This window comes from Bradyrhizobium sp. UFLA05-108, from assembly GCF_059803455.1.
Genome location: NZ_JBANAZ010000011.1, coordinates 129,483 through 153,587 on the forward strand (window position 1 = coordinate 129,483; position 24,105 = coordinate 153,587).

20 protein-coding genes are annotated in these 24,105 nt (G+C 63.7%); 8 read left to right on the forward strand and 12 right to left on the reverse strand.

Annotated elements, in window-relative coordinates; all coding sequences use genetic code 11:
• The first annotated feature begins 26 nt into the window (after window positions 1-26).
• Complete coding sequence (locus tag SO140_RS11290) at window positions 27-467, forward strand: DUF2147 domain-containing protein (protein WP_449381429.1); 441 nt, start codon at window positions 27-29, stop codon at window positions 465-467.
• A 57-nt stretch (window positions 468-524) separates the two neighbouring features.
• Here the strand turns inward: SO140_RS11290 and SO140_RS11295 are convergent, their stop codons facing one another.
• The 6 genes from SO140_RS11295 to SO140_RS11320 form a co-directional block, all read right to left on the reverse strand.
• A complete protein-coding gene (locus tag SO140_RS11295; RefSeq protein WP_449381430.1) occupies window positions 525-1,670 on the reverse strand; it encodes a DUF3095 domain-containing protein in 1,146 nt (381 codons plus the stop codon).
• A gap of 200 nt (window positions 1,671-1,870) precedes the next feature.
• Window positions 1,871-2,065: a hypothetical protein gene (locus SO140_RS11300; protein WP_449381431.1), complete on the reverse strand. Its 195-nt coding sequence runs from the start codon at window positions 2,063-2,065 to the stop codon at window positions 1,871-1,873.
• A 225-nt stretch (window positions 2,066-2,290) separates the two neighbouring features.
• On the reverse strand, window positions 2,291-3,013 hold the full coding sequence (locus tag SO140_RS11305; protein ID WP_449381432.1) for an SDR family NAD(P)-dependent oxidoreductase: 723 nt from the start codon (window positions 3,011-3,013) through the stop codon (window positions 2,291-2,293).
• Window positions 3,006-4,391: a class I adenylate-forming enzyme family protein gene (locus tag SO140_RS11310; protein WP_474801258.1), complete on the reverse strand. Its 1,386-nt coding sequence runs from the start codon at window positions 4,389-4,391 to the stop codon at window positions 3,006-3,008. Before SO140_RS11310 ends, SO140_RS11305 begins: the two co-directional genes overlap by 8 nt.
• Window positions 4,378-4,623 (reverse strand): acyl carrier protein, encoded by a 246-nt coding sequence (locus tag SO140_RS11315; RefSeq protein ID WP_449381434.1) that lies wholly within the window; start codon window positions 4,621-4,623, stop codon window positions 4,378-4,380. The genes SO140_RS11310 and SO140_RS11315 overlap by 14 nt, the downstream gene beginning before the upstream one ends.
• A gap of 143 nt (window positions 4,624-4,766) precedes the next feature.
• Entirely contained in the window at window positions 4,767-6,581 is a 1,815-nt protein-coding gene (locus tag SO140_RS11320) for a long-chain-acyl-CoA synthetase (RefSeq protein WP_449381450.1), read from the reverse strand.
• A gap of 246 nt (window positions 6,582-6,827) precedes the next feature.
• Here SO140_RS11320 and SO140_RS11325 point away from each other — a divergent pair, with 246 nt between their 5' ends.
• Window positions 6,828-7,241 (forward strand): hypothetical protein, encoded by a 414-nt coding sequence (locus SO140_RS11325; RefSeq protein ID WP_449381435.1) that lies wholly within the window; start codon window positions 6,828-6,830, stop codon window positions 7,239-7,241.
• Between the two features lie 18 nt (window positions 7,242-7,259).
• Here the strand turns inward: SO140_RS11325 and SO140_RS11330 are convergent, their stop codons facing one another.
• Window positions 7,260-7,532, reverse strand: a complete 273-nt coding sequence (locus SO140_RS11330; RefSeq protein WP_449381436.1) for a DUF3551 domain-containing protein — start codon at window positions 7,530-7,532, stop codon at window positions 7,260-7,262.
• Window positions 7,533-7,927: 395 nt separating this feature from the next.
• On the opposite strand from SO140_RS11330, the gene SO140_RS11335 reads away from it, so the two are divergent.
• On the forward strand, window positions 7,928-11,068 hold the full coding sequence (locus tag SO140_RS11335; protein WP_449381437.1) for a multidrug efflux RND transporter permease subunit: 3,141 nt from the start codon (window positions 7,928-7,930) through the stop codon (window positions 11,066-11,068).
• A gap of 167 nt (window positions 11,069-11,235) precedes the next feature.
• Here SO140_RS11335 and htpG read toward each other — a convergent pair whose 3' ends face one another.
• Complete coding sequence (gene htpG / locus SO140_RS11340) at window positions 11,236-13,104, reverse strand: molecular chaperone HtpG (protein ID WP_449381438.1); 1,869 nt, start codon at window positions 13,102-13,104, stop codon at window positions 11,236-11,238.
• A 386-nt stretch (window positions 13,105-13,490) separates the two neighbouring features.
• On the opposite strand from htpG, the gene SO140_RS11345 reads away from it, so the two are divergent.
• Entirely contained in the window at window positions 13,491-14,630 is a 1,140-nt protein-coding gene (locus SO140_RS11345; protein ID WP_449381439.1) for an OpgC domain-containing protein, read from the forward strand.
• 58 nt (window positions 14,631-14,688) lie between these two features.
• On the opposite strand, the gene SO140_RS11350 is transcribed toward SO140_RS11345, so the two are convergent.
• Entirely contained in the window at window positions 14,689-15,489 is an 801-nt protein-coding gene (locus SO140_RS11350) for an MBL fold metallo-hydrolase (protein WP_449381440.1), read from the reverse strand.
• Between the two features lie 172 nt (window positions 15,490-15,661).
• On the opposite strand from SO140_RS11350, the gene SO140_RS11355 reads away from it, so the two are divergent.
• Complete coding sequence (locus SO140_RS11355; protein ID WP_449381441.1) at window positions 15,662-16,864, forward strand: MFS transporter; 1,203 nt, start codon at window positions 15,662-15,664, stop codon at window positions 16,862-16,864.
• Window positions 16,865-16,868: 4 nt separating this feature from the next.
• Here SO140_RS11355 and SO140_RS11360 read toward each other — a convergent pair whose 3' ends face one another.
• The 3 genes from SO140_RS11360 to SO140_RS11370 form a co-directional block, all read right to left on the reverse strand.
• Window positions 16,869-18,479: an acyl-CoA synthetase gene (locus SO140_RS11360; RefSeq protein ID WP_449381442.1), complete on the reverse strand. Its 1,611-nt coding sequence runs from the start codon at window positions 18,477-18,479 to the stop codon at window positions 16,869-16,871.
• Between the two features lie 179 nt (window positions 18,480-18,658).
• Window positions 18,659-19,147, reverse strand: coding sequence for a DUF2059 domain-containing protein (locus SO140_RS11365; protein WP_449381443.1), 489 nt, complete (start codon window positions 19,145-19,147; stop codon window positions 18,659-18,661).
• A gap of 48 nt (window positions 19,148-19,195) precedes the next feature.
• Window positions 19,196-20,416 carry an OpgC domain-containing protein gene (locus tag SO140_RS11370; protein ID WP_449381444.1) on the reverse strand — a complete coding sequence of 407 codons (1,221 nt, stop codon included), beginning with the start codon at window positions 20,414-20,416 and terminating at the stop codon, window positions 19,196-19,198.
• A 238-nt stretch (window positions 20,417-20,654) separates the two neighbouring features.
• On the opposite strand from SO140_RS11370, the gene SO140_RS11375 reads away from it, so the two are divergent.
• From SO140_RS11375 to SO140_RS11385, 3 genes are all read left to right on the forward strand, one after another.
• A complete protein-coding gene (locus SO140_RS11375) occupies window positions 20,655-21,041 on the forward strand; it encodes an MAPEG family protein (protein WP_449381445.1) in 387 nt (128 codons plus the stop codon).
• Window positions 21,042-21,055: 14 nt separating this feature from the next.
• Window positions 21,056-22,306, forward strand: coding sequence for a lytic murein transglycosylase (locus SO140_RS11380; protein ID WP_449381446.1), 1,251 nt, complete (start codon window positions 21,056-21,058; stop codon window positions 22,304-22,306).
• A 501-nt stretch (window positions 22,307-22,807) separates the two neighbouring features.
• A complete protein-coding gene (locus SO140_RS11385; protein ID WP_449381447.1) occupies window positions 22,808-23,761 on the forward strand; it encodes an ABC transporter substrate-binding protein in 954 nt (317 codons plus the stop codon).
• Window positions 23,762-24,105 lie beyond the last annotated feature (344 nt).

Below are 24,105 nucleotides of genomic sequence, written 5' to 3' on the forward strand. Positions count from 1 at the left end.
GACGCCTCCATTTTCCGGGGCTCTCCATGATCCGCAGATTCGCTGTTCTCGTCGCCTGTCTCGCTGCGCTGTTCGGCGCGCCTGCCGCACGTGCGCAGAGCGCCGATGCGAGCGGGACCTGGCTGACCCAGGCGGGCGATGCACGGGTGAAGGTCAGCAAATGCGGCGGCGGCATCTGCGGCGTCATCGTCTGGCTGAAGGAGCCCTACGACACCGCGACCGGTCAGCCCGCCAGCGACAGCAAGAATGCAAATCCCGCGCTCGCCAGGCGCCCGCTGATCGGATTGCCGTTGTTCAGCGGCATGCAGCCTTCAGGAGCGAACAAATGGTCGGGGCAGATCTACAACGCCGATGACGGCAATGCCTATGCGAGCAACATCTCCGTCACCGGCACTGATACGCTCCGCGTCGAAGGCTGCGTCGGCGCGCTCTGCGGCGGCGAAACCTGGACGCGCGTCGGACGCTGACTGCTCACATCTCCCCAGCGGGGAGAGGTGAAGCCACAATCCGCTTCTGGAATGGCGTCACGCCACCATCGCCTTCAGCGCCGTCGCCGCCGATGCGTAGCCGCCCCGGGCTCCGTCGATGAAGTGGACGTGGTCGCTGCGCAGCGCTGAGGGCGTGAAGCAGGTCATCATTGCCGCATCCTGCCGGTGCAGGCCGTAGCGCACGACACCGCTCTTCGCCGCGGCTGCGAGTCGATCGCTCAAGTTGCGCTCGAGCTCAGGCGTGCAGTCGAGGATCATGCGCAGCCCGTCGTCATATTTGCGGAAGTCCGAGTTCTCGACGACCTGCCGCGTATAGGTCTTCGGCACGAAGCCGCCGACCTTGATGTCAAAGCGCACGATCATGTAGGCGAACAGTGTATAGGCCAGCACGCTGACGCGGCGCTTGAGGAGCGAGCCGCCGCGCCTGGCGCGCGCCTCGAAGTCGAGCCCCTGCGGCGGCCATTTCAGCGGCGGGCCCTGCGGCGGCACCGGCCGGCCCGCATCCGGACTGCGCTCGACGAGATGGATCACATCCTCGATCACTTTGCGGAAGGCAGGCGGATCGGCACCGCGCGCCGGCACCACCAGCACCGACAGGATGAGCCCGCGCGAGGCCGGGATCTCCTCGAACCGGCAGGACAGGCCGGACAGATCAGGCTGCGTGTCGTCGGGCGCGTCCAGAACCGCGAACTCGCCGCGCTTCATCGCGGCTTCAGCCCACCCCAATCCCCCGCCGGAGAACATCGCATAGGACAGGTTGGCCGACGGCCCGAAGCGTGCGACGCGCACGTCCAGCCCTTGCGCGCGGATCGCGCTGACCGGCACCAGCGCGACGCGCATCTTCAGATCGAGATCCTGCCTGACCCAGGTCGCCGTCGCGGCCAGCGCCTCACGGGCACGATCGAGATCGCCGGGCCCGACCGCAAAGCTCGCGCCGTCGCCGCCGAACACGAAGGGGAATTCCCGTCCCTCCAGCGCGTTGGTGACGGCTGCGATCACCGCAGCACCGGCCATGTTGACCGCCTTGTAGCGCTGCGCGGCAATCGCCTTGGTCGAATCGACGATGTCGGCCACCCCGATGGTCCAATCATCCGGCAACGGCGAATAGAGGGAGGGATCCATCAGGCTGGTGAAGCCGCGGAAGACAGCGATGCTGCTGTAGAAGGAGACGCCTGGTGTCATCGCCTGGGACCGATGTGTATCGCACAATCAAGATACGGGGCAGGAATCGATTGGGTTCGCCGGTCGGCTCACCCTGGAGGGATTGGTAATAATTGGCGGAAACAGGTCCGGACAACAAGAGCATCGTTCGCGTCGCGCCAGCGGACGCGATCGGCAAGCAAAACGGATTGGGTCTTTTGCGCGATGTCGTGGAAGCAGCGCTAGTGCAGCTTCTCGTTCTCCGCCACCGAGGGCGCGTGCACGTCATGGCAGCCGATCAGCCGCACGAATTGCTGTGGATACATCTCGTAGCCATGATCGCCGGAATTCTGATGCGACATCGGCTTGCAGTTGCTGATGCTCTCTCTCGCTTGAGATGACTGCGCTGACACCCGGGGAAGGTTCGAAGCGGTCATGCACTGCTCCCTGTCGATTAGGGCAGATCGATTGACGTAAGCCAACCGATTGCGGAGCATCTTAGAACCAAACGCGCTGAAATGAAATTGAGCCCGGTCAATTCAATTTGTAGCGCTGCGGTTCCCCGTTACTGTTTGAGCAATGCAAACGCGTTCCGCGTTTGTCGCCAGCGAAAACCGCTGCACACTTTGCGCTAACGCGGCCCTTCGGGTCCGGATCGTGATCTAAGCGGTATTTCCCGCATCGATTGTGAACACCGTACCCGTGACGTTGCGTCCGCCTTCACCGAGCAGATACTCGACCATCCGCGCGACGTCGTCGGTCTCGGGCAACCGGCGCAGCGCACTGCGGCCAGCGATCCGCTTGCGGCCTTCATCGGAGAGATTCTGCGTCAGCTCGGTATCGATGAAGCCGGGCGCGATCGCATTCACGGTGATGCCGAGCTTACCGACCTCGCGCGCCAGCGATTTCGTGAAGCCGGTCGCGGCAGCCTTGGTCGCGCCATAGACCGACAGACCGTTGTAGCCGGTCGTGGCGATGATCGAGGAGATGTTGATGATGCGGCCTGCGCCGTCGGCCATCATTTGCCGCGCGATATATTTGGTGAGGATGATCGGCGACAACACGTTGAGCTGCACCAGCGCCTCGATCTCGGAATTGTGCATGGTCGCAAGCAGACCCTCGGTGCCGAGGCCGGCATTGTTGACGAGGCCATAGATCGGACCGAACTCGTCGCGCACCAGCTTTGCGAAGGCCGGGATCGCGTCGATCACAGCGAGGTCGCAAGCGCGGAAATGCAGGCGCTTCTCCGATGCGCGCACCGCTGCCGCGAGCTCCTCGGTCTCGCGCCGCGCCACCGCGATCACGTTATAGCCGGCGCCCACCAGGCGCGTCGCGATCGCAAGGCCAATGCCGCGGCTGCCGCCGGTGATGAGGACGTTATGCATCGGTGCGCGCCAGCTTTCCGGCCGGGGTGACGTCGAGCGTCTGGACGAAGCGGATCACCGCCGGCACCTTGTGCGAGGCGAGCTGCACCCGGCACCGGTCCAGGATCTGCTCGCGGATATCCTTCGCCTGCGCCGGATCGGTGCCGTCGGCAAGGATCACGTCGGCCACGACGATGCCGCCGGTGATCGGGCTCTTGCGCGATTTCGCGCGCGACATCCGCACGCCCGGATGACGGTTGATGACCGCCTCGATCTCCTCGGGATGAACCTTCAGCCCGCCGATATTGATGATGCCGCCGCGGCGGCCGACGAAATGGTAGCGGTCGCCGCGCAGCTCTATCATGTCACCGGTGTCGACGAAGCCGTCGTCCTCGGCGAGCTTGCCGGCATTGCGGCCGATATAGGCATGCGCGGTGCGCTTCGACCTGATGCGCAGCGAGCCGTCGACGATCTTCATCTCGACGCCACTGGCGTTCACGCCGATATAGTCGGCGGGGAAACCTTCGAGCCCATCGTTGACGGCAAAGCCGACGCCGGCTTCCGTCGAGGCATAGGCATGGCCGATCGAGGCGTTGGGGAATGCCGCCTTCAGGCCCTCGAGCACGGCCTGGTCTGCGATCTCGCCGGAGAGGCGGACATAGCGTGGCGCAAATTGCGCGGCTGAGCCGCTCATCAGGAGCTTGCGCCAATGCGAGGGCGTACCGGAAATGTGCGAGACACCGCGCGCGTTCAGCCGCGCGACATGGTCCGCGAGAACCTCATGCGCGTCCGACAGCACCATCGAGCCGCCGGAAAGGATCGCGCGCAAGAATATCTGAAGGCCACCATAGCGGCGGATGTCGTAGAAAGTTGCCCAGACCGGCGCGGGGCCGCGCGCGGGCGCCTCGGCCCGGATCGCGCCGGTCAGCGCTTCCAGCGTATGCGCTGCGATCTTCGGCACGCCTGAGGTGCCCGAGGTCAGCATCAGCCATTCGGTGGCGCGCTCGGATTTGCCGGGCGTAGTCGCGGTGAGCGGCAGTTGCGCGATCACGACGAGCGGAAGCGCGCTGTCTCTCCAGAATTCCGGCTCGTCGGTAACGACGGCATCGATCTCCGCGTCGGCAATCAGCGCGCCGAGGTGCGCCGGATTGAGATCCGGCGGGCACAACAGCATGCGCCGGGCGATGCCGTCGAGCTCGATCATGGCAAGGCCGGACTTGAGCTGGTCCGACAGTTTCAGCAGCACCGATCGGCCGGCCAACTCGCCGAGACGGCCGCCCAGGACCGTCTGCGACAGGACATCAGTCAGCGACACCAGATCGTGCGCGTCCGACAGCGTGCGTCCCTTCAGCTCCGCGCCGAGATAGTCGCGGAGTGCAAAGATCTCACGCGGGGACATTTTCGTAGGCCCGCACGAAATCGCCGACGGTCGCGGGGAAGGCAGCGTCCTCGGAAATCGTGAAGGGATCGACGCCGATCTCGTCCTCGAGGCGCGCGACCAGGATCGCGAAGGCGAGCGAATCGAAGCCCGTCTCATGCAGCGACAGGTCGTCCGTCAGCTCCGGCAGCGTGACGTGCTGCTCCTTGGCAATCTGCCTGATCGCTTCAGTGACCTTTAACCTTATCGACATTGCTGCGCTCGCTTCGTGTTTGCTGTTGCTTGGTCGTCTTCCGGAGTGCCTGCTTCCCATTGCTCCGTGGTTTACCGGACAGAGGTAAATGGCTTCTTGGACAATTCGGATAAAATTGGACCTATCTCTGTTTTTGTAGTCCATTAGAGCCTGATAGAACCGTCAACAATTTGCGCATATGTCTCCTGGTCAACTGCGACATAGGCGCCGGACTTCGGCTCCATCACGTACAGCGGATCGGCGATCGCACGGGGATCAAATCCCTCGCGCGCAAGCTGGCTCTTCTTCTGCTTGAAAGTCTCGGTCGCATCGAGCTCGGTCGAGATACGGATGAAGACCGGACGGGCGTAATGAGGCAGGCGCGCGGCGAGATGACCCGCGAGCGCGGTGAGATCAAAGCCCTCGTTGACCACGATCGTGCTCATGCCGGCGCGGCCGTCGGTGCCGGGAATGCCGACGCCGTAGGTCGTTGCGTCGACCACGCCGGTGCAATCACGCACGGCGTCGTTGACCTCCGACGTCGCGACGTTCTCGCCTTTCCAGCGGAAGGTGTCGCCGATGCGGTCGACGAAGTGGAAAAAGCCCTTGTCGTCGAGCTGCATCAGGTCGCCGGTGCGGAACCAGGCATCGCCGTGAACGAAGACGTCGCGCAAAATCTTCTTCTCTGTCTCGCCGGCGTCGGTATAGCCCTCGAAACGGCCTCCGCCTTCATCGGCAGTGCCGATGCGGCCGATGGCTTCGCCGGCCTCGCCGCGTGCGCAGGCAATGCAAAGGCCGTCGGCATTGCGCAAGGGCATGCCGGCATCAGGATCGAGCTTGACGATCGTCGCCGGAAAACGATGCGCGAGCAGCGGCGGGATACGACCGATCGCGCCCGGCCTGCCCTCGACGTTGAACAGCGAGAAATTGCCCTCGGTCGCCGCATAGAATTCGAGGATGCGGGGAGGCGCAAAGCGCGCCTGGAAATCCTCCCAGATGTCGCCGCGCAGGCCGTTGCCGCAGACGAGCCGCAGGCGATGACGATTTTCGTATTCCGACGGCGGCGCCTTCAGGAGATAGCGGCAGAGTTCGCCGATATACTGGAACAGCGTGCAGTCATGCCGGACGATGTCGGGCCAGAAATTCGTCGCCGAGAATTTGTCCACGATCACCACCGAGCCGCCGGCGGCAAGCATGCTGCAGGGCGCGACGATTCCGCCGACGGAATGAAACAGCGGCAGGCAGTCGTAGAGCCGGTCCTGTGGCGTGGCACCGGTGAGACCAGCGAACCAAAAGCCCCAGTTGAGGATGCGGCGATGGCTGATGCTGGCGGCCTTCGGCAGGCCCGTCGTGCCGGAAGTGTAGATCAGTAGCGCGCGGTCATTGATGGTCACGTCGCCGTGCTCGTCCGGCGCGAGCGGGCCGTCATCGAGCGCGGCCAGCGCCACATCGATGGAGCGCTCGCTGCGCGCATCGCCATGGGTCCAGATCTTCGCAGCCGAAGTCAGGTGCGGCGTGGCATCGGCAAGCGCCTCGATGAGATCATGCGCGACGATGAGGTGGGACGGTTTTGCGACATCGATGCAATGCGCGAGCGACTGCCCGACCAGCTTGGTGTTGATCAGCGCGACGACGGCGCCGATGCGACTGATACCGAGCCAGGCGGCGACATAGTCGACGCCATTCGGCATGATCATACCGACAGTGTCGCCCTTCACAAGACCGACCGAGCGCGCCCAGCGCGCGTAGCGGTTGATGCGTTTTGCGAGCTGATCGTAACTGATCGTTTCGTCGTCCGTGACGAGCGCCGCGCGATCCGGCTGACGCCTCGCCCAATCCTCGACGACATCGGCGAACAGCCGGCCCGGCAGCGTCTCGATGCGCGCGGTGAGCTCGATCGCCTTCAGCCAGATTTTCGAGGCCGAGGGCGTGCGCGTCGATGTCGCCTGCTCGATGACGCCGGTGTTCATGTTGTTGATGTCTTTCGGCTGGCCACTCGTCTGTCACGGTAGCTATAGACCGCGAGCCCCTGACCAGGCGTTAAGAGACAAGGTAAAACGCGGTTAGTCCGCGATTAACTCTAGTCATTCCTTTACCAAGCCGACGGGAACGATGTACTGCCGTGGCGTACACCCACGCGCAACGCGGCTTGCGTCCGCAGCATCCACACCCGCAATCCCTAGCGGCTTGCCCTCGCCTCTCCTGCGCGCGCATTGTCTTGCGCCATGGGCAACAAATCTCGCGAGCGAATCTACGGCGCATCCGTTCGCGCGGCGGCGGAACGGGCGGCAGCGGCACGGAAAGAGGCCGACCGCCTGGCCTGCGAGGCCTGGAACAAGCGGATGCTGTCCTTTCAGGGGCCGGCGCAGCCGTCGCCGACGCTGGGCGACGCGCTGAACGCCGGCTACCGCTATCTCGAGGTGAAGTGCCTCGGCTGCGAGACGCACCAGACCGTCGCGCTCGATATCATCAGGCGCAAGAAGTCGACGCCGATCCACGAGCTGGAACGTTACATGCGCTGCCGGCAATGCTCGGAGCTGTCAGGGTTTCCCTACAAGCGCAGCCATCTCGTGGCGCTGCGCACCACGAGGATCTCCGTGCGCGATCCGCGCTCGGAATGGTGGCCTGGCGAGCGCTGACGGGCAAGCGCTGGCGCGCTAGTCGACCCGCTTGGGACGACGCCGCGGCTGTGGCTGATCGTAGTTGTAGTAGGGATTGACATCGCATGACGCGGACAGGCCTGAGGCCGTGGCGCGGCACTGCTCCAGCGACGTGAACGAGCAGTCGAACCAGTCGCTGCCACCACTGCGCATCCCTCCCGTGTAGACGTGCATGCACACCGGATAGCGCGGGTCGTAGCGCTGGGCGCTGGCAGGCGTCGCAGCCTGGAGCGCGGCGATGGCGATGATGGTCAGGAGCGGTATGCGCATCGGAAATTCCTCGAATCGGCAGCGACGGCGGGCGTCGCACGGTTCCGATATGGCATAACGCGGCGGCGGAGGCGACCGCTCCGCAACATACCTCTCCCGCTTGCGACGCACGTTCGAAAGAGGAGGCGAGCTGACGTCTTTTGACCTGCAGAAAGCGCATATCTGCGGGCCACCCCCGTTCGACAAAGGTCGCAATCATCCCCCGCAGGATTCCGTTCGCAAGCCGGCGCGAAGGGACTAATCTTGCTGTCACAACGCCGGCCCCGAACCGCCGATGGCTCAGGGCAATCAACAAGCTTTAGGCTGAAGGAAACGCACATTCGCGCTCGGGCTCTCGGGCGCGACTCCGCTTTTTGCGAGGAGAAGATGCGCTGGCCAGTCGATGGTTTCAGGGCATGCAAGAGAGCTTCTCGTCTCTGTTCATCCGTTACCCGATCGGCACCTCGCTGCTGATGGCGGGTATCCTGTTCGTCGGCCTCGTGGCCTATCCGCTGCTGCCGGTTGCACCGCTGCCGCAGGTCGACTTTCCGACCATCCAGCTTTCCGCATCACTCCCCGGCGGCAGCCCGGAAACGATGGCCTCCTCGGTGGCGCAGCCGCTCGAGCGGCAGCTCGCGCAGATCCCCGGCATCGCGCAGATGACATCGACGAGCTCGCTCGGTTCGGCCTCGATCACCATCCAGTTCGATCTCAACCGCCAGATCGACGCCGCCGCCAACGACGTTCAGGCCGCGATCAACGCGGCGAGCGGCCAATTGCCGAAAAACCTGCCCTCACCCCCTACCTATCGCAAGGTCAACCCGGCGGATTCGCCGATCATGATCCTGTCGGCAACGTCGGACACGCTGCCGCTGACCACAGTCAGCGACCGCACCGACGCCCAGCTTGCCCAGCAGATCAGCCAGATCTCCGGGGTTGCGCAGGTCTTCGTCGGCGGACAGCAGAAACCGTCGGTGCGCATCCAGGTCGATCCGGCAAAGCTCGTCGCCAAGGGCCTGTCGCTGGAGGACGTGCGCAGCCAGATCGCGATCACCACCACCGACAGTCCGAAGGGAAACATCGACGGCACGCGGCGCGCCTACACCATCTACGCCAACGACCAGCTGCTCGAAGCCGCGGCATGGCAGGACGTCATCATCGCCTATCGCAATGGCGCTCCCTTGCGCGTCCGCGACATCGGCGAGGCGATGGCCGGCCCCGAGGACATGAAGACCGCGGCGTGGGCCGACGGCAAGCGGGGCGTATTCCTCGTCATCTTCAAGCAGCCCGGCGCCAATGTCATCGACACCATCGACCGCATCAAGGCGCAACTGCCGCGGCTGGTGGCGGCGATCCCGCCGGCGATCGCCATCAAGATCATCAGCGATCGCACCATCACGATCCGCGACGCGGTCGAGGACGTGCAGATCACGCTCCTGATCACCATTGCGCTGGTGGTGATGGTGATCTTTCTCTTCCTGCGCAGCTTCTGGGCCACGATCATCCCGACCGTGACCGTTCCGCTGGCACTGCTAGGCGCCTGCTCGCTGATGTGGGTGTTCGGCTATTCGCTGGACAACCTCTCCCTGATGGCGCTGACGATCGCGGTCGGGTTCGTGGTCGATGATGCGATCGTGATGCTCGAGAACATCACCCGCTACGTCGAGCATGGCGAGCGACCGCTTGCCGCGGCTTACAAGGGGGCGGCGGAGATCGGCTTCACCATCGTCTCGATCAGCATCTCGCTGATCGCCGTGCTGATTCCCCTGCTGCTCATGGGCGGGATCATCGGCCGGCTGTTCCGCGAGTTCGCCGTGACGCTGGCCATGGCGATCTTCGTCTCGCTGGTGGTCTCGCTGACGCTGACGCCAATGATGGCCTCGCGCTTCCTGCGCGCCGGTCACGAGGCGCGGCATGGCCGCGCCTATCAGTGGAGCGAGCGGATGTTCGAGCGCCTGCTCGGCACCTATGAGCGCGGGCTCGACATCGCGCTCAAACACAGCTTCATCACGCTCTGCATCTTCTTTGCAACCATCGCGTTGTCGGTCTACCTCTTCATCCTGATCCCGAAGGGATTCTTCCCGCAGCAGGACAACGGCTTCCTGACTGCAGTCTCCGAGATGCCGCAGGACATCTCGTTTACGGAGATGAAGCGGCGCCAGGAGGAGCTCAACGCGATCGTGCAGGCCGATCCCGCCGTCGATTCGATCGCGATGTTCATCGGCGGCGGCGGCACCGCGCTGAATTCCGGGCGCATGTACATCACCTTGAAGCCACGGGAAGAGCGTGACGTCAGCGCGCAGCAGATCATCGCGCGATTGCGGCCGAAGCTCGCGGAGGTCGAGGGCGCCCGCCTCTATATGCAGGCCTCGCAGGACGTCCGCCTCGGCGGCCGCGCCACGCGCACCCAGTTCGAGTTCACGCTCCAGGACGCCAATCTCGCCGAGCTGAACGCATGGGCGCCAAAGATCCTGGAGGCGATGAAGACGCTGCCGCAGCTTCGCGATGTCGCGACCGACCAGCAAACCGAAGGCACGACGCTTCAACTCACCATCAACCGCGACGCCGCCGCACGCTACGGCATCCAGCCGCAGCTGATCGACGATACGCTCTATGATGCCTTCGGCCAGCGCCAGGTCACGCAGTATTTCACCCAGACCAACAGCTATCACGTGATCCTCGAGATCACCCCGGAGCTCCAGGGCAAGCTAAATACGCTCGACAAGCTCTACATCCGGTCGCCGCTGACGGGCGAGCAGGTGCCGCTTTCGGTCTTCTGCAGCTGGACCAATGTGCCGGTGCGGCCGCTCGCGATCGCGCATCAGGGCCAATTTCCGGCGGTGACGATCAGCTTCAACCTCGCCGAGGACGTGGCACTCGGGCAGGCGACCGACGCGGTCTCGCAAACCGTCAGCGAGATGCGCGCGCCGCCGACGCTGGCAACGAGCTTCCAGGGCACTGCCCAGGCATTCCAGCAATCGCTCGGCACCGTGCCGCTGCTGATCCTCGCCGCGCTCGTCGTGGTCTACCTGATCCTGGGCGTGCTCTACGAGAGCTACATCCACCCCCTCACCATTCTCTCAACGCTGCCTTCCGCCGGCGTCGGCGCGATCGCCATCCTGATGATCTTCGGCTTCGACTTCAGCCTGATCGCCTTGATCGGCATCATTCTCCTGATCGGCATCGTCAAGAAGAACGGCATCATGATGGTGGATTTCGCGATCGTCGCCGAACGCGAGCAGCATCTGTCGCCGGAGCAGTCGATCCGCCAGGCCGCGCTGCTGCGCTTTCGTCCCATCATGATGACGACGATGGCGGCGCTGCTCGGCGGCGTGCCCTTGATGCTCGGAACCGGCACCGGCGCGGAGATCCGCCAGCCGCTTGGCTATGCCATGGTCGGCGGCCTCCTGGTCAGCCAGGCCCTCACGCTGTTCACGACACCGGTCGTCTATCTCTATCTCGACCGCTTCTCCAATCTGCTCTCGCGCTGGATGGCAAAGAAGCCGAAACCGCAGGCAGAGGCCGCGCGCGACGAGCGGAAGGACGCGGCGGAGTGAGCGACGACGCCACAGTCTCCGTCATTGCGAGCGCAGCGAAGCAATCCAGGACCGTCTCCGCGGAGCAAATCTGGATTGCTTCGTCGCGGAGCCTGTCATCCGGCCCGCCGAAGGCAGGACCGGGTGGCTCCTCGCAATGACGAGCCTTGGGGAACAGCGCGTTCCGCCTATCCACCCAACCCTTTTAGTACCAGGCGGTTCAGCCTGGCGGCGAAGGCGGACGGGTCTTCCGGCAATTCGCCATCGAGGATCTGAGCCTGCTCCAGCAGCAGCAGGCAGAGATCATCGACTACCGTAGAGCCGGCCGGCGCCCTGGTGATTGCGGTGACCAGGGGATGGCGCAGATTGACCTCGAGGATTGGCCTGGAGCGCTCGCCGCGGTTCTGCTGCGCGAGAAGGCGCTCTAGCTCGCGGCTTGGACCATGGCTATCGGCGACGAGGCAGGATGCGGAGCTCGTGAGACGCGTCGAGGCCTTCACGTCGCTGACGCGCTCGTTGAGGGAGCCCTTGATCAGCGCGATGGTGGCGGCTTCATCAGCCGCTGGCTCGTCCTTCGACTCGTCGTCGACGCGGGGGATCAGGTCGAGGTTGAGATCGCCCTGGCCCAGCGACTTCAGCGGCTTGCCGTCGAACGACATCGGCATCGAGGTCCAGAAGGCATCGACGGGATCGGTGAGCAGCAGCACCTCGATGCCGCGCGCAGCCGCCGCCTCCAGACGTGGACTGGACTTCAGCCGCTCGATGCTGTCGCCGACGAGGTAATAGATTTCGGTCTGGTTCGGCTTGAAGTTGGCGACGACGTCCTTCAGCGAGCGCTTCTCGTCCGAGGTCGTCGTGAAACGCGACAGCGCCAAGAGCTTCTCGCGGCGCTCGAAGTCCTCGTAGATACCCTCCTTCAACACCGCGCCAAAAGCGTCCCAGATCTTCGCAAAATTCTCCGCGTCTTTTTCGGCGAGGCTTTCGAGCTCAGAGACGACGCGGGTGGCGACCGCTTTGCGGATCTGTGTGAGCTGCGGGTTGTTCTGCAGCATCTCGCGGGAAATGTTGAGCGGCAGGTCCTCGCTGTCGACGACGCCGCGGATGAAGCGCAAGTACCCCGGCAACAGATCGGCATCGTCGGTGATGAAGACGCGCCGGACATAAAGCTTGACCCTTCCCTTGCGCGACGGCTCGAACAGGTCGAACGGCTTCGTCGACGGGGCGAACAGGAGCACGGCATAGGAATAACGGCCCTCGGCGCGATAATGCAGCGTCATCGCGGGATCATCGAAGGCGGTAGCGATCTGCTGATAGGCCTTCTTGTAGTCGTCGGCCGAAAGTTCCGATTTCGAGCGCTGCCACAGCGCGCTCGCCGAATTGATCTGCCGCGGCTCGCCTTCTGCCGGCACCAGCTCGATGGGAAAGAGGATGTTGTCGGAATAGGCGGAGACGACGCGCTGGATCTCGTAGTCTTCCAGATATTTCTTCGCATCCTCCTTCAAGTGCAGCACGATCTCGGTGCCACGGCTCACGCGCGCGGCGTCTTCGTCGCTCGCGCGCGCGATCTCGAAACCGGAGCCGCCCGACGAGGTCCAGGTCCAGACGTCGCTCTCGCCGGCCCTACGGCTGATGACGAGGATCCTGTCCGCAACCATGAAGGCGGAATAGAAACCGACGCCGAACTGGCCGATCAGCCCGAGGCCGTCCTTGGCCTCCTTCAGCTTCGCCACGAAAGCCTTGGTGCCCGAGCGGGCGATGGTGCCGAGATGGTCGATCAGCTCCTGCCGCTCCATGCCGATGCCGTTGTCGGCGATGGTCAGCGTGCCGGCCTGCTTGTTGGGGACGATGCGGATCTTGGGCGCGTCGCCATCGCCGAGCAACGCCGGGGTCGCGATCGCCTCGTAGCGGAGCTTGTCGCAGGCATCCGACGCGTTCGAAATCAGCTCGCGCAGGAAGATGTCGGTCTCGGAGTAGACGGAGTGCACCATCAGGTGCAGGAGCTCGGACACCTCGGCCTGGAAAGGCTGCGAATGCACAGCCGTATCTGACGTCGTCATGCGTTTATCCGATCGAAACTGGATGAGGAAACCCGGGATATAGCGCACGGGCGCGGCAGATCAAGAGGTTGTGATGAGCATTCTTCTCCCGCTCTTGTGCAGGGCCATCGCAATGACGTTGCGAACGGCCCCTCCACGTCGTCATGGCCGGGCTTGTCCCGGCCATCCACGGCCTTTCCCGCAGCACGAAGTACGTGGATGCCCGGGACAAGCCCGGGCATGACGAGCTTGTGGCGCCGGCATGCCGAACCCACGCGTTTCGCAAATGCGACAGCCCTGCCTTCTTCCGAGAGAGGGGAAAGACAGTCCCCGTTCACGGAATCGCTACTCGGATCGTGCGATGGTTATCGTTAAAAGCGTCGCCCCTGATTCCCATTTCTTTTGCAATGAAACCGTCCATTAAGGCGACTCTCGCCGCACATAGCCACGATGCCAGGCTTTATCTCACGCTCGGGATTGCCAACTGGTCGATCTTCCTCGACCACGTGCCGAACAACGTCGTCAATCTGCTGACCTTGCGCAATTTCGGCTTCAGCGGGGCCGCCGACCTGTTCGTGTTCGTGGTGGGCTATGGCGTCACCATCATCCACGGCAAGATGGCGCTGGAGCGTGGCTTCGTGGTCGCGGCAACCCGTATCTTCGGTCGCGTCTGGCGGCTCTATGCGGCCTACGTCGTGCTGTTCGTGATCTATATCGACGCCATCGCGTACGTCGCCTCGCAATCGACCGCGCCGGAGATCATCCACGAGTACAACATCTCCGGGATTCTCGAACATCCCCTTCGCATCCTGGTGCGCGGGCTGGTGCTCCAGGAAGAGCCGCTCAACCTCGACCTGCTGCAATTGATGATCCCGCTGATGGCGTTCTTTCCGCTGGCGCTGTGGGGCCTGTTCCGGCATCCAAACCTGACGCTACTCGCATCGATCGCGGTGTACTTCGCGGCGAGGTATTTCGGCTGGACGTTCCGGATCTCTCCGGACAGCGAATGGACCTTCAATCCGTTCTGCTGGCAGATGCTGATGGTGCTGGGCGGTTGGTTCGCGGTGACCGGCGCGCCTGCCCGGGCGCTGCACGGCATGTCCTGGCTGCGCGCGCTCGCGGGCGCCTATCTCGTGTTCGCGATGGCGGTCACCCTGGCGCGGCATTCACCGGCGCTTTCCGCCTATCTGCCGGATGCCGTGCTCGGCATCTTCACCCCCGACAAGGAAAACCTCGCGCCGCATCGCGTGCTGCATTTCCTCGCGCTTGCCTTCCTCGCCACGTATCTGGTGCCGGCCGATCATCCGGCCTTGCTGTGGAAATCACTGCAACCGGTGATCCGGAGCGGTGAGGAATGGCTCGCGGTGTTCTGCGTCAGCGTGTTCCTGTCCTTCGCCGCGCACTTGATCCTGATCACGGGACCCAATCTCGTGGCGATGCAGATCCTGGTCAGCCTTTCGGGCCTCGCGGCCATCGCGGCCGTGGCCTACTACATCTCCTGGTCCAGGCGGCAGGACCTGCCCGCCGCCTTGCGGCAGCGGGCCTAGAGCATGATCCGGAAAAGTGTGGAGCGCTTCTCGGAAAGATCTGCTCAAACAACAACGGTCAGGCGATCGCGGCGAGATAGCGCGCAACGGACGCGTCGAACGCCGCCTTGGCACCGTCTGCGATGTTACGGCCCCACCAGGCGCCGTAGATGCGATCGAAGGCGAGCGGCGCGACGGTTTCCGCAATCCGCCGTACCGCAGCCGCGTTCAGCGGCGTGTAGTTCGGATATGAATACATGAAGCTGACGAAGCGGCGGTCCATCGTCACCTGCGCGATGTCGCCGGTGAGCAGCGCACCCTTGCCGTCCACGCCGCGCGTCCAGTGCAGCATGGTGGCGCCGGCAAAATGGCCACCGCTGCGCAACAGGGTGATGCCGTCCGAGAGCCGGCGACTGTCGCCGGTCCAGTGTTCGATTGCGCGATGTGGCCGCGTCACCCATTGGCGATCGTCGGCATGGAGATAAACGGGCGCGCTGAAGGCTTCGCTCCAGTCGGCAAGCGCGCCATAGAAATGCGGATGCGAGATCGCGATCGCCTTCAACCCGCCGAGCGATCTGACATGCTCGATCGCCTCGCGGGTCGCCAGCGGAACGCAGTCCCACATCACGAAAGCACCGCCGTCCGGAATGAGCAGCGCCCGCTGGCCGATGGCAAAGCTCGGCTCGAGCGCAAGACCGGTGAGGCCGCGATCATCCCGCCACGCCACGCGGCAGCGCTCGGTGAGGGTCTCGCGGGACAGAAACGTCTGCCCCTTCCAGTTCACGAATTGCCGTTCGTCCTCGCAGATTGGACAAGATTCCGGCAGCTTCTCGTTCGACGGGAATTGCGCGCCGCAGGTCTCGCAGGTCCAGAGTGGCATGGCGTACTCCAGGAAGGACATCGATCAACAATGATCAAGATGTGACGGCCGGACCGCTCCTCCGCAAGAGCGGCTGGAACCAATGGGATCACCATCCGTTACGTTTTGGTCCACGCAAGATCAAGGCAACCCGCCAGCACCGGTTTCGGTTGAGGCCACGCTTGACGTATCGATGACATCGCGGTCCCCCTCCTCGCCTCGTCTCTGGCCCCTCTTCGCGCTCAATTTCTTCATGGCCGACATGCAGTCGGGCATCGGGCCGTTCGTCGGCGTGTTCCTCCAGGAGCGCGGCTGGGCGAGCGGGTTGATCGGCACCGCCATGACCATCGGCAACGTCGCGGGCATGCTGATCACGACGCCGATCGGCGGCTTCATCGACGCCAGCCGCAACAAGCGCTTGTGGGTGGTGATCCCCGGCGTCTGCGTCGTTCTCGCCTCCGTAATCATCCTGATCTCGCAGAACTTCTGGGCGGTGACGTTCTCGCAAGTGGCGCAGTCGCTGGCGAGCGCCGCGATCGTGCCGGCGGTGACCGGCATCACGCTCGGCATCGCCAAGCAGAAGGGCTTCAATGCGCTGAACGGCCGCAACCAGGCATTCAACCACGCCGGCAACATGGTCGGCGCGGCGCTGTCGGGCTACCTCGGCTACAGATACGGCTATGTCTCGGTGTTCATGCTGGCCGCGGCATTCGGCGCCATCGCGATCGCCTGCGTGCTGATGATCCCGGCGAAATCGATCGACGACCGCGTCGCACGCGGCAGCAAGGAGGACGACTCCAAAGCTCCGCCGGATGCGATGAAGATGCTGCTGAGGCACAAGCCGCTGCTGGTGCTGGCACTGGCGCTCGCCATCTTCCATCTCGGCAACGCCGCGATCGTGCCACTTTACGGGCTCGCGGCGGTCGCCGAGGGCCAGGCCAACGGGCCGAGCTTCGTCGCCACGACGGTAGTAGTTGCGCAAGGCGTGATGGTCGCGACGTCTCTGATCGCCATGAAGGTCGCGAGCAAGCGCAATTACTGGCCGGTGATCCTGGTCTCCTTCATGTTCCTGCCGATCCGCGGCGTGCTCGCCTACTTCCTCACGGGATGGTGGGGCGTGGTACCGGTGCAGGTGCTCGACGGCATCGGCACGGGATTGCAGACGGTCGCCGTGCCCGGCGTGGTCGCGCGCTCGCTCAACGGTACCGGCCGCATCAATCTCGGCCAGGGCGCCGTCATCACCGTGCAGGGCGTCGGGGCAAGCCTCAGCCCCGCGCTCGGCGGCTGGATCGCAGAATGGATCGGCTACGGCCCGACCTTCCTGCTGCTCGGTGGCTTCGGGCTGGCCTCGACGGTGCTGTGGCTCGCCTTCGGCGCGGCGATGAAGAAGTATTGAGCTCTCACGTCCCGAAATTCTTCTGGATCGCCTTGTCGAGCGTGTCGCTGCCGACGAAGCGCTGGCGCAGTTCGCGCTTGAGCAGCTTGCCGCTCGGATTCTTCGGCAGGCTGTCGACGAACACCACGCGCTTGGGCACCTTGAAATGCGCCATCTGCCCCGCACAATGCTTGATGACGCTCTCCTCGTCCAGCGTCTCGCCGGACTTGACCACGATGATCGCGGTGACCGCCTCGATCCAGCGCGGATCGGGCAGCCCGACCACCGCGACCTCCGACACCGCGGGAATGCGGTAGACCATCTCCTCGACCTCGCGGCTCGCGACGTTCTCGCCGCCGGTCTTGATCATGTCCTTCACGCGGTCGACAACAGTGATGTAGCCCTCGGCATCGACGGTGGCGAGATCGCCGGAATGAAACCAACCGCCGGAAAATGCCGCTGCGGTCTTCGCCGGGTCGTTGTAATAGCCGGACAGAAGATGCGGCGAACGGTGCACGATCTCGCCGACCTCACCGACCCCGACGTCCTCCATCGCCGTGTTGACCACGCGCGTCTCGACGTTGATCGTCGGCTTGCCGGCCGAGCCGGCCTTGCGGAGCTGGTCCTCGGGCTGGAGCACGGTGGCGAGCGGCGCGATCTCGGTCTGCCCGTAGAAATTCCAGAATTTGACGTTCGGCAGGCGACGCTGCAATTCGAGCAGCACCTCCACCGGCATGATCGAGGCGCCGTAATACCCCTTTTGCAGGCTGGACAGATCGGTCTTGTCGAAATGGGGCGAGCGCAGCATCGCGATCCAGATCGTCGGCGGCGCGAAGAAGGCGGTGATCCGGTGAGACGCGATCAGCGCCAGGATGTTGTCGGCGGTGGGCTTGCCCGTGATCACGCCGGACGCACCGAGATAGATTTGCGGCCCCAGGAACACGTCGAGCTGGGCGCAATGGTAGAGCGGCAGCGCGTGCAGCACGTTGTCATGCGCACTCATGCCGCCGTCGATGATGCAGCTCACATACTGCCACATCACCGCTTCATGGGTCAGCATCGCGCCCTTGGGCAGCGATTCCGTGCCGCTGGTGTAGATGATCTGGGCGAGGTCGCGGGCATCGACGGATGCCTCGAAGAACGAACCGTCGGAATGCAGGAGATCGCCGAAATTGGTGAGCCCTACGGGCGGCGACGCCGGATCCTCGCCAGGCAGCCAGATCAGCTTCTCCACCGCGCAGTCCTTGGCGCTTGCGGCGCGCGCGGGCTCGACGAAATCGGGACCGGTCGCCAGCACCTTCGCACCGGAATTCTTCAGGATGAAATTGATCTCGTCCGGATTGAGCATGAAGTTGATCGGGACCAGCACCGCGCCGACCCGCGCCACGGCAAAGCGCAGCGCTGCGAACGCGTGGGAATTGCGCGAAAGCACCGCCAGACGATCGCCCTTGCGGACGCCGAGGTCATCGAGGCCGCGCGCCAGGCGATTGCAGATCCTGTCGAGCTCGGCAAAGGTCCACTTCACGCTGCCGCAGGAAACAGCGGGCTTGTTCGGTTCGCGGGCTGCCGAGCGGCGCAGGAGATCGCCGATCGAATGCTCGCGGGCCTTCGAGATGGTGGCCGAGATATCGGTCATGCTGGCTTCCCCCGTCGTGTTTTTCGTTTGGCGTTGAGGGAAGCTATAATTTCAACGGCGTTGCCGGTCAATTTGAGTGGACCTGCGCGCAACGAGCATTGCGGGGCCATCCTGACGCCTTAACGCAAGTCATTCTCGTGTGCTTGCTCGTGGGCTTTTGTCGCGCCTCCACGGCAGGCTCAGAGCTTGTGCCCCTTTTGCCGCAGCGCCTCGGTCAGGCGCTGCTTCAATTCGTCGGCGGCCTTGCGGCTGACATCCTGGGCGATCTGCGCGCTCGCCTGCGTCAGCGCGTCCGATTTCTCCAGCAGCTTCCGCCCCGCCGGCTGGGCGTAGAAGGCCTCGATCTGGCGCAGCTCGTCCACCGTGAAGGTGGCGGCATAGACCGCTGCGATCTGCTCGATCATCTGGTCGACGAACGGCGCGTAGATATCCGAGCTCGTCGCCGTCATGGCGTCGAAGTCGCGCTCGATCTCGGGCCTGTCCTGGGCCAGGACGGGGCGCAGCTTGAGCAGGAGCTGCGGCAGCAGCGCGCGATATTGCTCCGCCGTCTTCATGGTGATCACGAGCTTGCGCGCCGCGCTCATCGCCTCGGGCGACGGCGCCTGCGCGGCTGCGGTGCAGGTGAGGAACAGCAAGGTGCCCGCGATCGTCAACCAGCCTCTCGACATGAACCTCTCCATGAGAATTCGCCAAAATTCGAGCGCCGCAATCGCCTCTCAGCTGCCGGCACCGGCCGCGACGACAGGGGCTGTCTTGTCGCGATCGGGCACCGGCTCGGGCTCCTCTTCCTCCTCGAGCACGTCCACGAACAGGTCCGGAATTTGTTTCGCCCGGTCGAACAGCCACGCAACGACGATCATGACCGCAATGCCGGCGAAGGAGACAGCGAGTTGCTCCCACGTGCCCTTGGTATATTGGGTCAGGATCCAGTGTGCGGAGAACGACAGGAACACGCCGAGACAGAAGATCGGCAGCGAGTGCTGCCCGCACAGGATGACCGGGCGCAGCCATTTGGTGTGAAGCGCCTTCCAGTGGCGCGGCACGAGCTGCGTCACCCAGACCGCCAGCGCCAGGAAGTGCGTGAAGCGCAGCATGTCGAGGTCGGTCTTGTCGATCGGGTAGATCGCCTTGATCATCCACTTGGGGATCAACGCCTCGAGGGTATGAACGTGCCAGGTCATCACGATCAGGAACGCAAAGGCGATCCAGGCGGCCGCTAGTCCCATCACAGGCTTCGACCATACCCATTTCGCGATCTGGTCCACCGCGCCGGAGCCGCACCAGGCCGCGAACACGAACATCAGCTGCCAGCAGAACGGATTGAAGTACCAGGTCGTGCCGGGCGGATAGGACGCGACATTCCAGTCGAACCAGCGCGACAGCACGTAGAGCACTGCGGATGCAGCCAGCGTGAGGTTCGGGCGCCGCACCAGGCACCACACGATGAAGGGCGAGGCGAACACCAGCGTGATGTAGAGCGGCAGGACGTCGAGATTGACCGGCTTGTATTTCAGCAGGATCGCCTGGCCGATCAGCTCGTCCGGATGCGCCAGGAAATTGAACACGTTGAACTCGTGCTCATACATCGGGTTGTCGAACCGCCGCGCGGTGCGCGCGATCTGGGCCGTGAACAGCAGGAACAGCATGATGTGGGCGACATACAGTTCGGCCGTGCGCTTCCACAGACGCTTGAGTGCGGCGAGGAAGAAGCCGCCCCGCACGATCGGCGCGTAGATCCAGCCGACGAGATAGCCGGAGATGAAGACGAAGAACTCGGCGGCGTCGCTGAATCCGTAGTTGCGCAAGGTCAGCCACGACACGACGTCGTGCGGGATGTGATCGAGGAAGATCATCCACAAGCCGATGCCGCGGAAGAGATCGAGTCGCAGATCGCGCTCGATCGGCGACAAGAGAGCTGCCGAATCTCGGTTGATCATGGCTCCGCCCCGTTTTTCCAAGGACAGTCTCGCGGCAGATGAGCCGCCCCAATCAATCAATGCTGAAATTGACGCGGCTACGCCACCTAACCCGGTGGCTAGCGGCAAGGGTAGCGGACATCGGCTCCGCGGAAAAGAAGCTTTGTCGCGCCGACGGGCGTCGGGATCCGCCGGCCGGACTTTCCCAGAACGGCGCAATCTGATCTGCTTCCGCCTCGATTCTTGGGGGGAGACTGCGATGAACGTCGCCATCATCTGCACCGCCTTGCTCGGCCTGCTGCTGTTCGGCCTCGGGCTTTACGTTTCGATCCTGCGCGGCAGGTTCAGGCGGAGCATCGGCCATGACCTCGGCCCCACCGACCCCATTCACCGCGCGGTGCGGGCGCATGCCAACACGGCCGAATACGCGCCGTTCTTCGCGGCGATGTTTCTCTGGTTCGCAACGCGCCCGGCCCCAGGCTGGATCATCGTGACGATCGTGGTGGCGACGATCGCGCGCTTTTCCCTTGCCGCCGGGCTGCTGTGGGGCAAGTCGCTCAACCGGCCCAATCCGGCGCGCTTTGCCGGCGCATTGTTCACCTATCTCTGCGGGCTGGCGCTGGCGGTCGGACTGGTGGTCGCGTGAGACACCCTCGCCTCATGGACCTTTTACGACGCACGGCGATCTCTGGAACAATCGCGCTCGTCGTGCTGATGCAGGTGCTGGAGGCTCGCGCCGACCCCGCCTTCGACGCGTGGCGCGCGCAGCTATGGCAGGACGCCAAGGCACGCGGCGTGAAGCAGGCGGTGTTCGACCGCGCGACCGATGTCCAGCTCGATCTTGGCCTGCCGGATCTCGTCATCCCCGGCCGCCCCGTGAAGGAGCAGGCCGAATTCGTAAAGCTGCCGGCGGACTATTTGCCCCGGCAACAGCTCACAGGGCTGGCCAGGACCGGCGCGCGGCATTTCCAAACCTACCGCGACCTGCTCGCGCGCATCGAGGCCGCCTACGGCGTCCCCGGCAACGTCGTCATCGCGATCTGGGGCCGCGAGACCGATTACGGAACTGAAGTACAGCGCCATCCCGTGTTCCAGGCGCTGGTGACGCAGGCCTATCTCGGCCGCCGCAAGGACCTGTTCCGGACCGAGCTCCTGATCGCGCTCGACCTGGTCCAGCAGGGCACCATCAGCCTGGACGCGAAGGGCTCCTATACGGGGGCGATGGGCCAGACACAGTTCGAGCCCTCGGACTTCCCAAAATTCGCGGCCGATGGCGACGGCGACGGCAAGATCGATCTCGAGCGCTCCATCCCCGACGCGCTCGCCTCGGGCGCCAAGCAGCTTCGCGACTATGGCTGGCAGCGCGGCAAGCGATGGGGGTTCGAGGTTCGTCTGCCGCCGACCGTGAGCTGTGTGGAGAGCTCGCCCGACATCAAGCGGCCGCTCGAAGCCTGGCTGAAGCTCGGCGTCACGCCGGTGAGCGATGCCGGCACCGCCACCGGCATGCTGCAGGACCAGGCGCAACTGGTCATGCCTGCTGGCGTTTACGGCCCGGCCTTCCTCGTCTTCGCCAACTTCCAGGCGATCCGCAGCTACAACCAATCCGACGTCTATGCGCTGTTCGTCGGGCATCTCGCCGACCTCATCGCCGGCGGCGCCCCGTTCGAAAAGCCCTGGGCCAAGCTCAAGCCGCTGCGCAACAGCGAGGTCGCGGCGATCCAGACCCAGCTCGCCAAGGGCGGCTATTATTCCGATGCGATCGATGGCCGGCTTGGTACTGTCACAAGGCGGGCAATCGGACAGTACCAGCAGCGCGCGGGCCTGACCGTCGATTGCTGGCCGTCGCAGGAGCTGCTCGCCAGCCTGCGCGGAGCGCCGGCGCCGGGTGGGGCGAGACCGGGGCAAAACTAAAATGTCGAAAACAACCCCATGCAAAGTAGAACGGCTGATGGCGCGACGCATTGCTGATTTTACGAAATTGATTGACGCATCGGGCAAATCAGGGGTATTGTTGTATCATCGCACCTAGACCGAGTGGACGCTCCTTGCCGCTTCGTGGCGAAAGCCAGCGCCATGAAACATCGCCGCCCTGGACTCATTAAGGCGCAGCCATAGCCTGATTGACGCGAGTTGAACGAAGGCAAGGTAGTTGGCAGCAAGCCTGTCATAGCGCGTCGCCACCCGACGACATGTTTGATCCTGTTGCAACGCTTCCGGCTCGGCCCCGGTTCGGCGCTTACGAGCAGAAGCGGACATCAACCTGCCGACAATCCCTGATGAATCCCGTCGAAAATGACCCATCTGCGACATCAGCGCGCATATTGCTCCAATGCACAATACCCGTAGGATTTTGAAGCCTATGTTAGGCTGTCGCTCGGCCTTGAGGGCGACGAAATGCGACGGCGCGATTTCATGACGCTTGTCGGCGGTGCGGTGGCGGCGTTGCCGCTCTCAGCGCAGGCCCAGAAAGCGGGACGGACCTATCGCCTGGGTTGCTTGTCTCCGCATCCTCGCGACATACCCTTTAACGTACGTTTTTTCGACAAACTACGGCGCGCCGGTTTCATTGAAGGCCAAAACCTCACGATTGATTACCTCGCCTTTGCACCTCATATCGATCTGATTTCGCAACATGTGGCGAAGCTGGTCATAGCCCAACCGGATGTCATCTATGCTGCTGGACCCGAGGCAGTTAACGCCGTACAGCAGGCAACCAAGAGCATTCCCATCGTTGGGATCACAGGCGATATGGTCGGGGAGGGATTGGTGAAATCGTTCGCCCGGCCCAATGGCAATATCACGGGGATCAGCATTTTTGCCCCTGAGCTTGACGGCGTGCGGCAAGACATCCTGATCGAAGCCATGCCTGGAATTCGCCGCATGGCGGCTCTCGCCGATCCCAGCAACCCAACTGAGGCGATGGCTCGCACTCTGCAAGATGCGGCGCGCGCAAAAAACGTCGAGCTTTCAATCTATCGCATCACCAGAGCTGAGGAGATCGCAGCGACTATCGACAAGGCACGCACATCGGGGGCTTCGGCGCTGAATATTCTTAATTCCGGGATGCTCGACGGCAATACTCCGCTGATTATAGAACGAGTTGCAGCACTGCGCCTTCCAACCATCTATATGTGGGCCAGCTGGGCCGAGAACGGTGGCTTTATCGGCTACGGCCCATCCGAGGATCACTTAGCAGACCTTACTGCCCGATTTGCGGCGAGCCTTTTGCGCGGCACGATGCCTGCCGATCTGCCGGTCGAACAGCCGACGAAATTCGAACTGGTGATCAACCTCAAGACCGCTAAGGCGATGGGTGTGACGGTTCCCGAGGTCTTGTTGGCGCGCGCTGACAAGTTGATGGAGTGAGAAGGTGCTGTTTGCTGCATTGCATGAGTCTGCACATGTGAAGGATTTCGGATGCCGGCCGCTTGAGGGACGGCGCGGCGTATTCGGCGGCCGGCGTCCGAAAGCCTCCAAGGGCGAGCGGTTTAGCCTCCAAGGGCGAGCGGTTTAGATGCTATGGGCCGAGCGGCGAGGCCATGGCACCATCGTCGCGGCAACAAAGCGATGGAGCGCCCCATGGCGAAGCAAAACGACCTGAGCAGATGCCTTGGCACACTTGAACAAGACGCGACAGTGATCGCCGTGATCGAGATCGGCCAGTCGAGTTGGCTGGTCGCCGGTATTGTGCCCGGACTCGAACGCAATCC

What these genes read in the sequence shown, in the direction of transcription:
- SO140_RS11290 (WP_449381429.1), top strand. Translation starts at nt 27, where the DNA reads ATGATCCGCAGATTCGCTGTTCTCGTCGCCTGTCTCGCTGCGCTGTTC.
- SO140_RS11295 (WP_449381430.1), bottom strand. Translation starts at nt 1,670, where the DNA reads ATGACACCAGGCGTCTCCTTCTACAGCAGCATCGCTGTCTTCCGCGGC.
- SO140_RS11300 (WP_449381431.1), bottom strand. Translation starts at nt 2,065, where the DNA reads ATGACCGCTTCGAACCTTCCCCGGGTGTCAGCGCAGTCATCTCAAGCG.
- SO140_RS11305 (WP_449381432.1), bottom strand. Translation starts at nt 3,013, where the DNA reads ATGCATAACGTCCTCATCACCGGCGGCAGCCGCGGCATTGGCCTTGCG.
- SO140_RS11310 (WP_474801258.1), bottom strand. Translation starts at nt 4,391, where the DNA reads ATGTCCCCGCGTGAGATCTTTGCACTCCGCGACTATCTCGGCGCGGAG.
- SO140_RS11315 (WP_449381434.1), bottom strand. Translation starts at nt 4,623, where the DNA reads ATGTCGATAAGGTTAAAGGTCACTGAAGCGATCAGGCAGATTGCCAAG.
- SO140_RS11325 (WP_449381435.1), top strand. Translation starts at nt 6,828, where the DNA reads ATGGGCAACAAATCTCGCGAGCGAATCTACGGCGCATCCGTTCGCGCG.
- SO140_RS11330 (WP_449381436.1), bottom strand. Translation starts at nt 7,532, where the DNA reads ATGCGCATACCGCTCCTGACCATCATCGCCATCGCCGCGCTCCAGGCT.
- SO140_RS11335 (WP_449381437.1), top strand. Translation starts at nt 7,928, where the DNA reads ATGCAAGAGAGCTTCTCGTCTCTGTTCATCCGTTACCCGATCGGCACC.
- htpG (WP_449381438.1), bottom strand. Translation starts at nt 13,104, where the DNA reads ATGACGACGTCAGATACGGCTGTGCATTCGCAGCCTTTCCAGGCCGAG.
- SO140_RS11345 (WP_449381439.1), top strand. Translation starts at nt 13,491, where the DNA reads ATGAAACCGTCCATTAAGGCGACTCTCGCCGCACATAGCCACGATGCC.
- SO140_RS11350 (WP_449381440.1), bottom strand. Translation starts at nt 15,489, where the DNA reads ATGCCACTCTGGACCTGCGAGACCTGCGGCGCGCAATTCCCGTCGAAC.
- SO140_RS11355 (WP_449381441.1), top strand. Translation starts at nt 15,662, where the DNA reads ATGACATCGCGGTCCCCCTCCTCGCCTCGTCTCTGGCCCCTCTTCGCG.
- SO140_RS11360 (WP_449381442.1), bottom strand. Translation starts at nt 18,479, where the DNA reads ATGACCGATATCTCGGCCACCATCTCGAAGGCCCGCGAGCATTCGATC.
- SO140_RS11365 (WP_449381443.1), bottom strand. Translation starts at nt 19,147, where the DNA reads ATGTCGAGAGGCTGGTTGACGATCGCGGGCACCTTGCTGTTCCTCACC.
- SO140_RS11370 (WP_449381444.1), bottom strand. Translation starts at nt 20,416, where the DNA reads ATGATCAACCGAGATTCGGCAGCTCTCTTGTCGCCGATCGAGCGCGAT.
- SO140_RS11375 (WP_449381445.1), top strand. Translation starts at nt 20,655, where the DNA reads ATGAACGTCGCCATCATCTGCACCGCCTTGCTCGGCCTGCTGCTGTTC.
- SO140_RS11380 (WP_449381446.1), top strand. Translation starts at nt 21,056, where the DNA reads ATGGACCTTTTACGACGCACGGCGATCTCTGGAACAATCGCGCTCGTC.
- SO140_RS11385 (WP_449381447.1), top strand. Translation starts at nt 22,808, where the DNA reads ATGACGCTTGTCGGCGGTGCGGTGGCGGCGTTGCCGCTCTCAGCGCAG.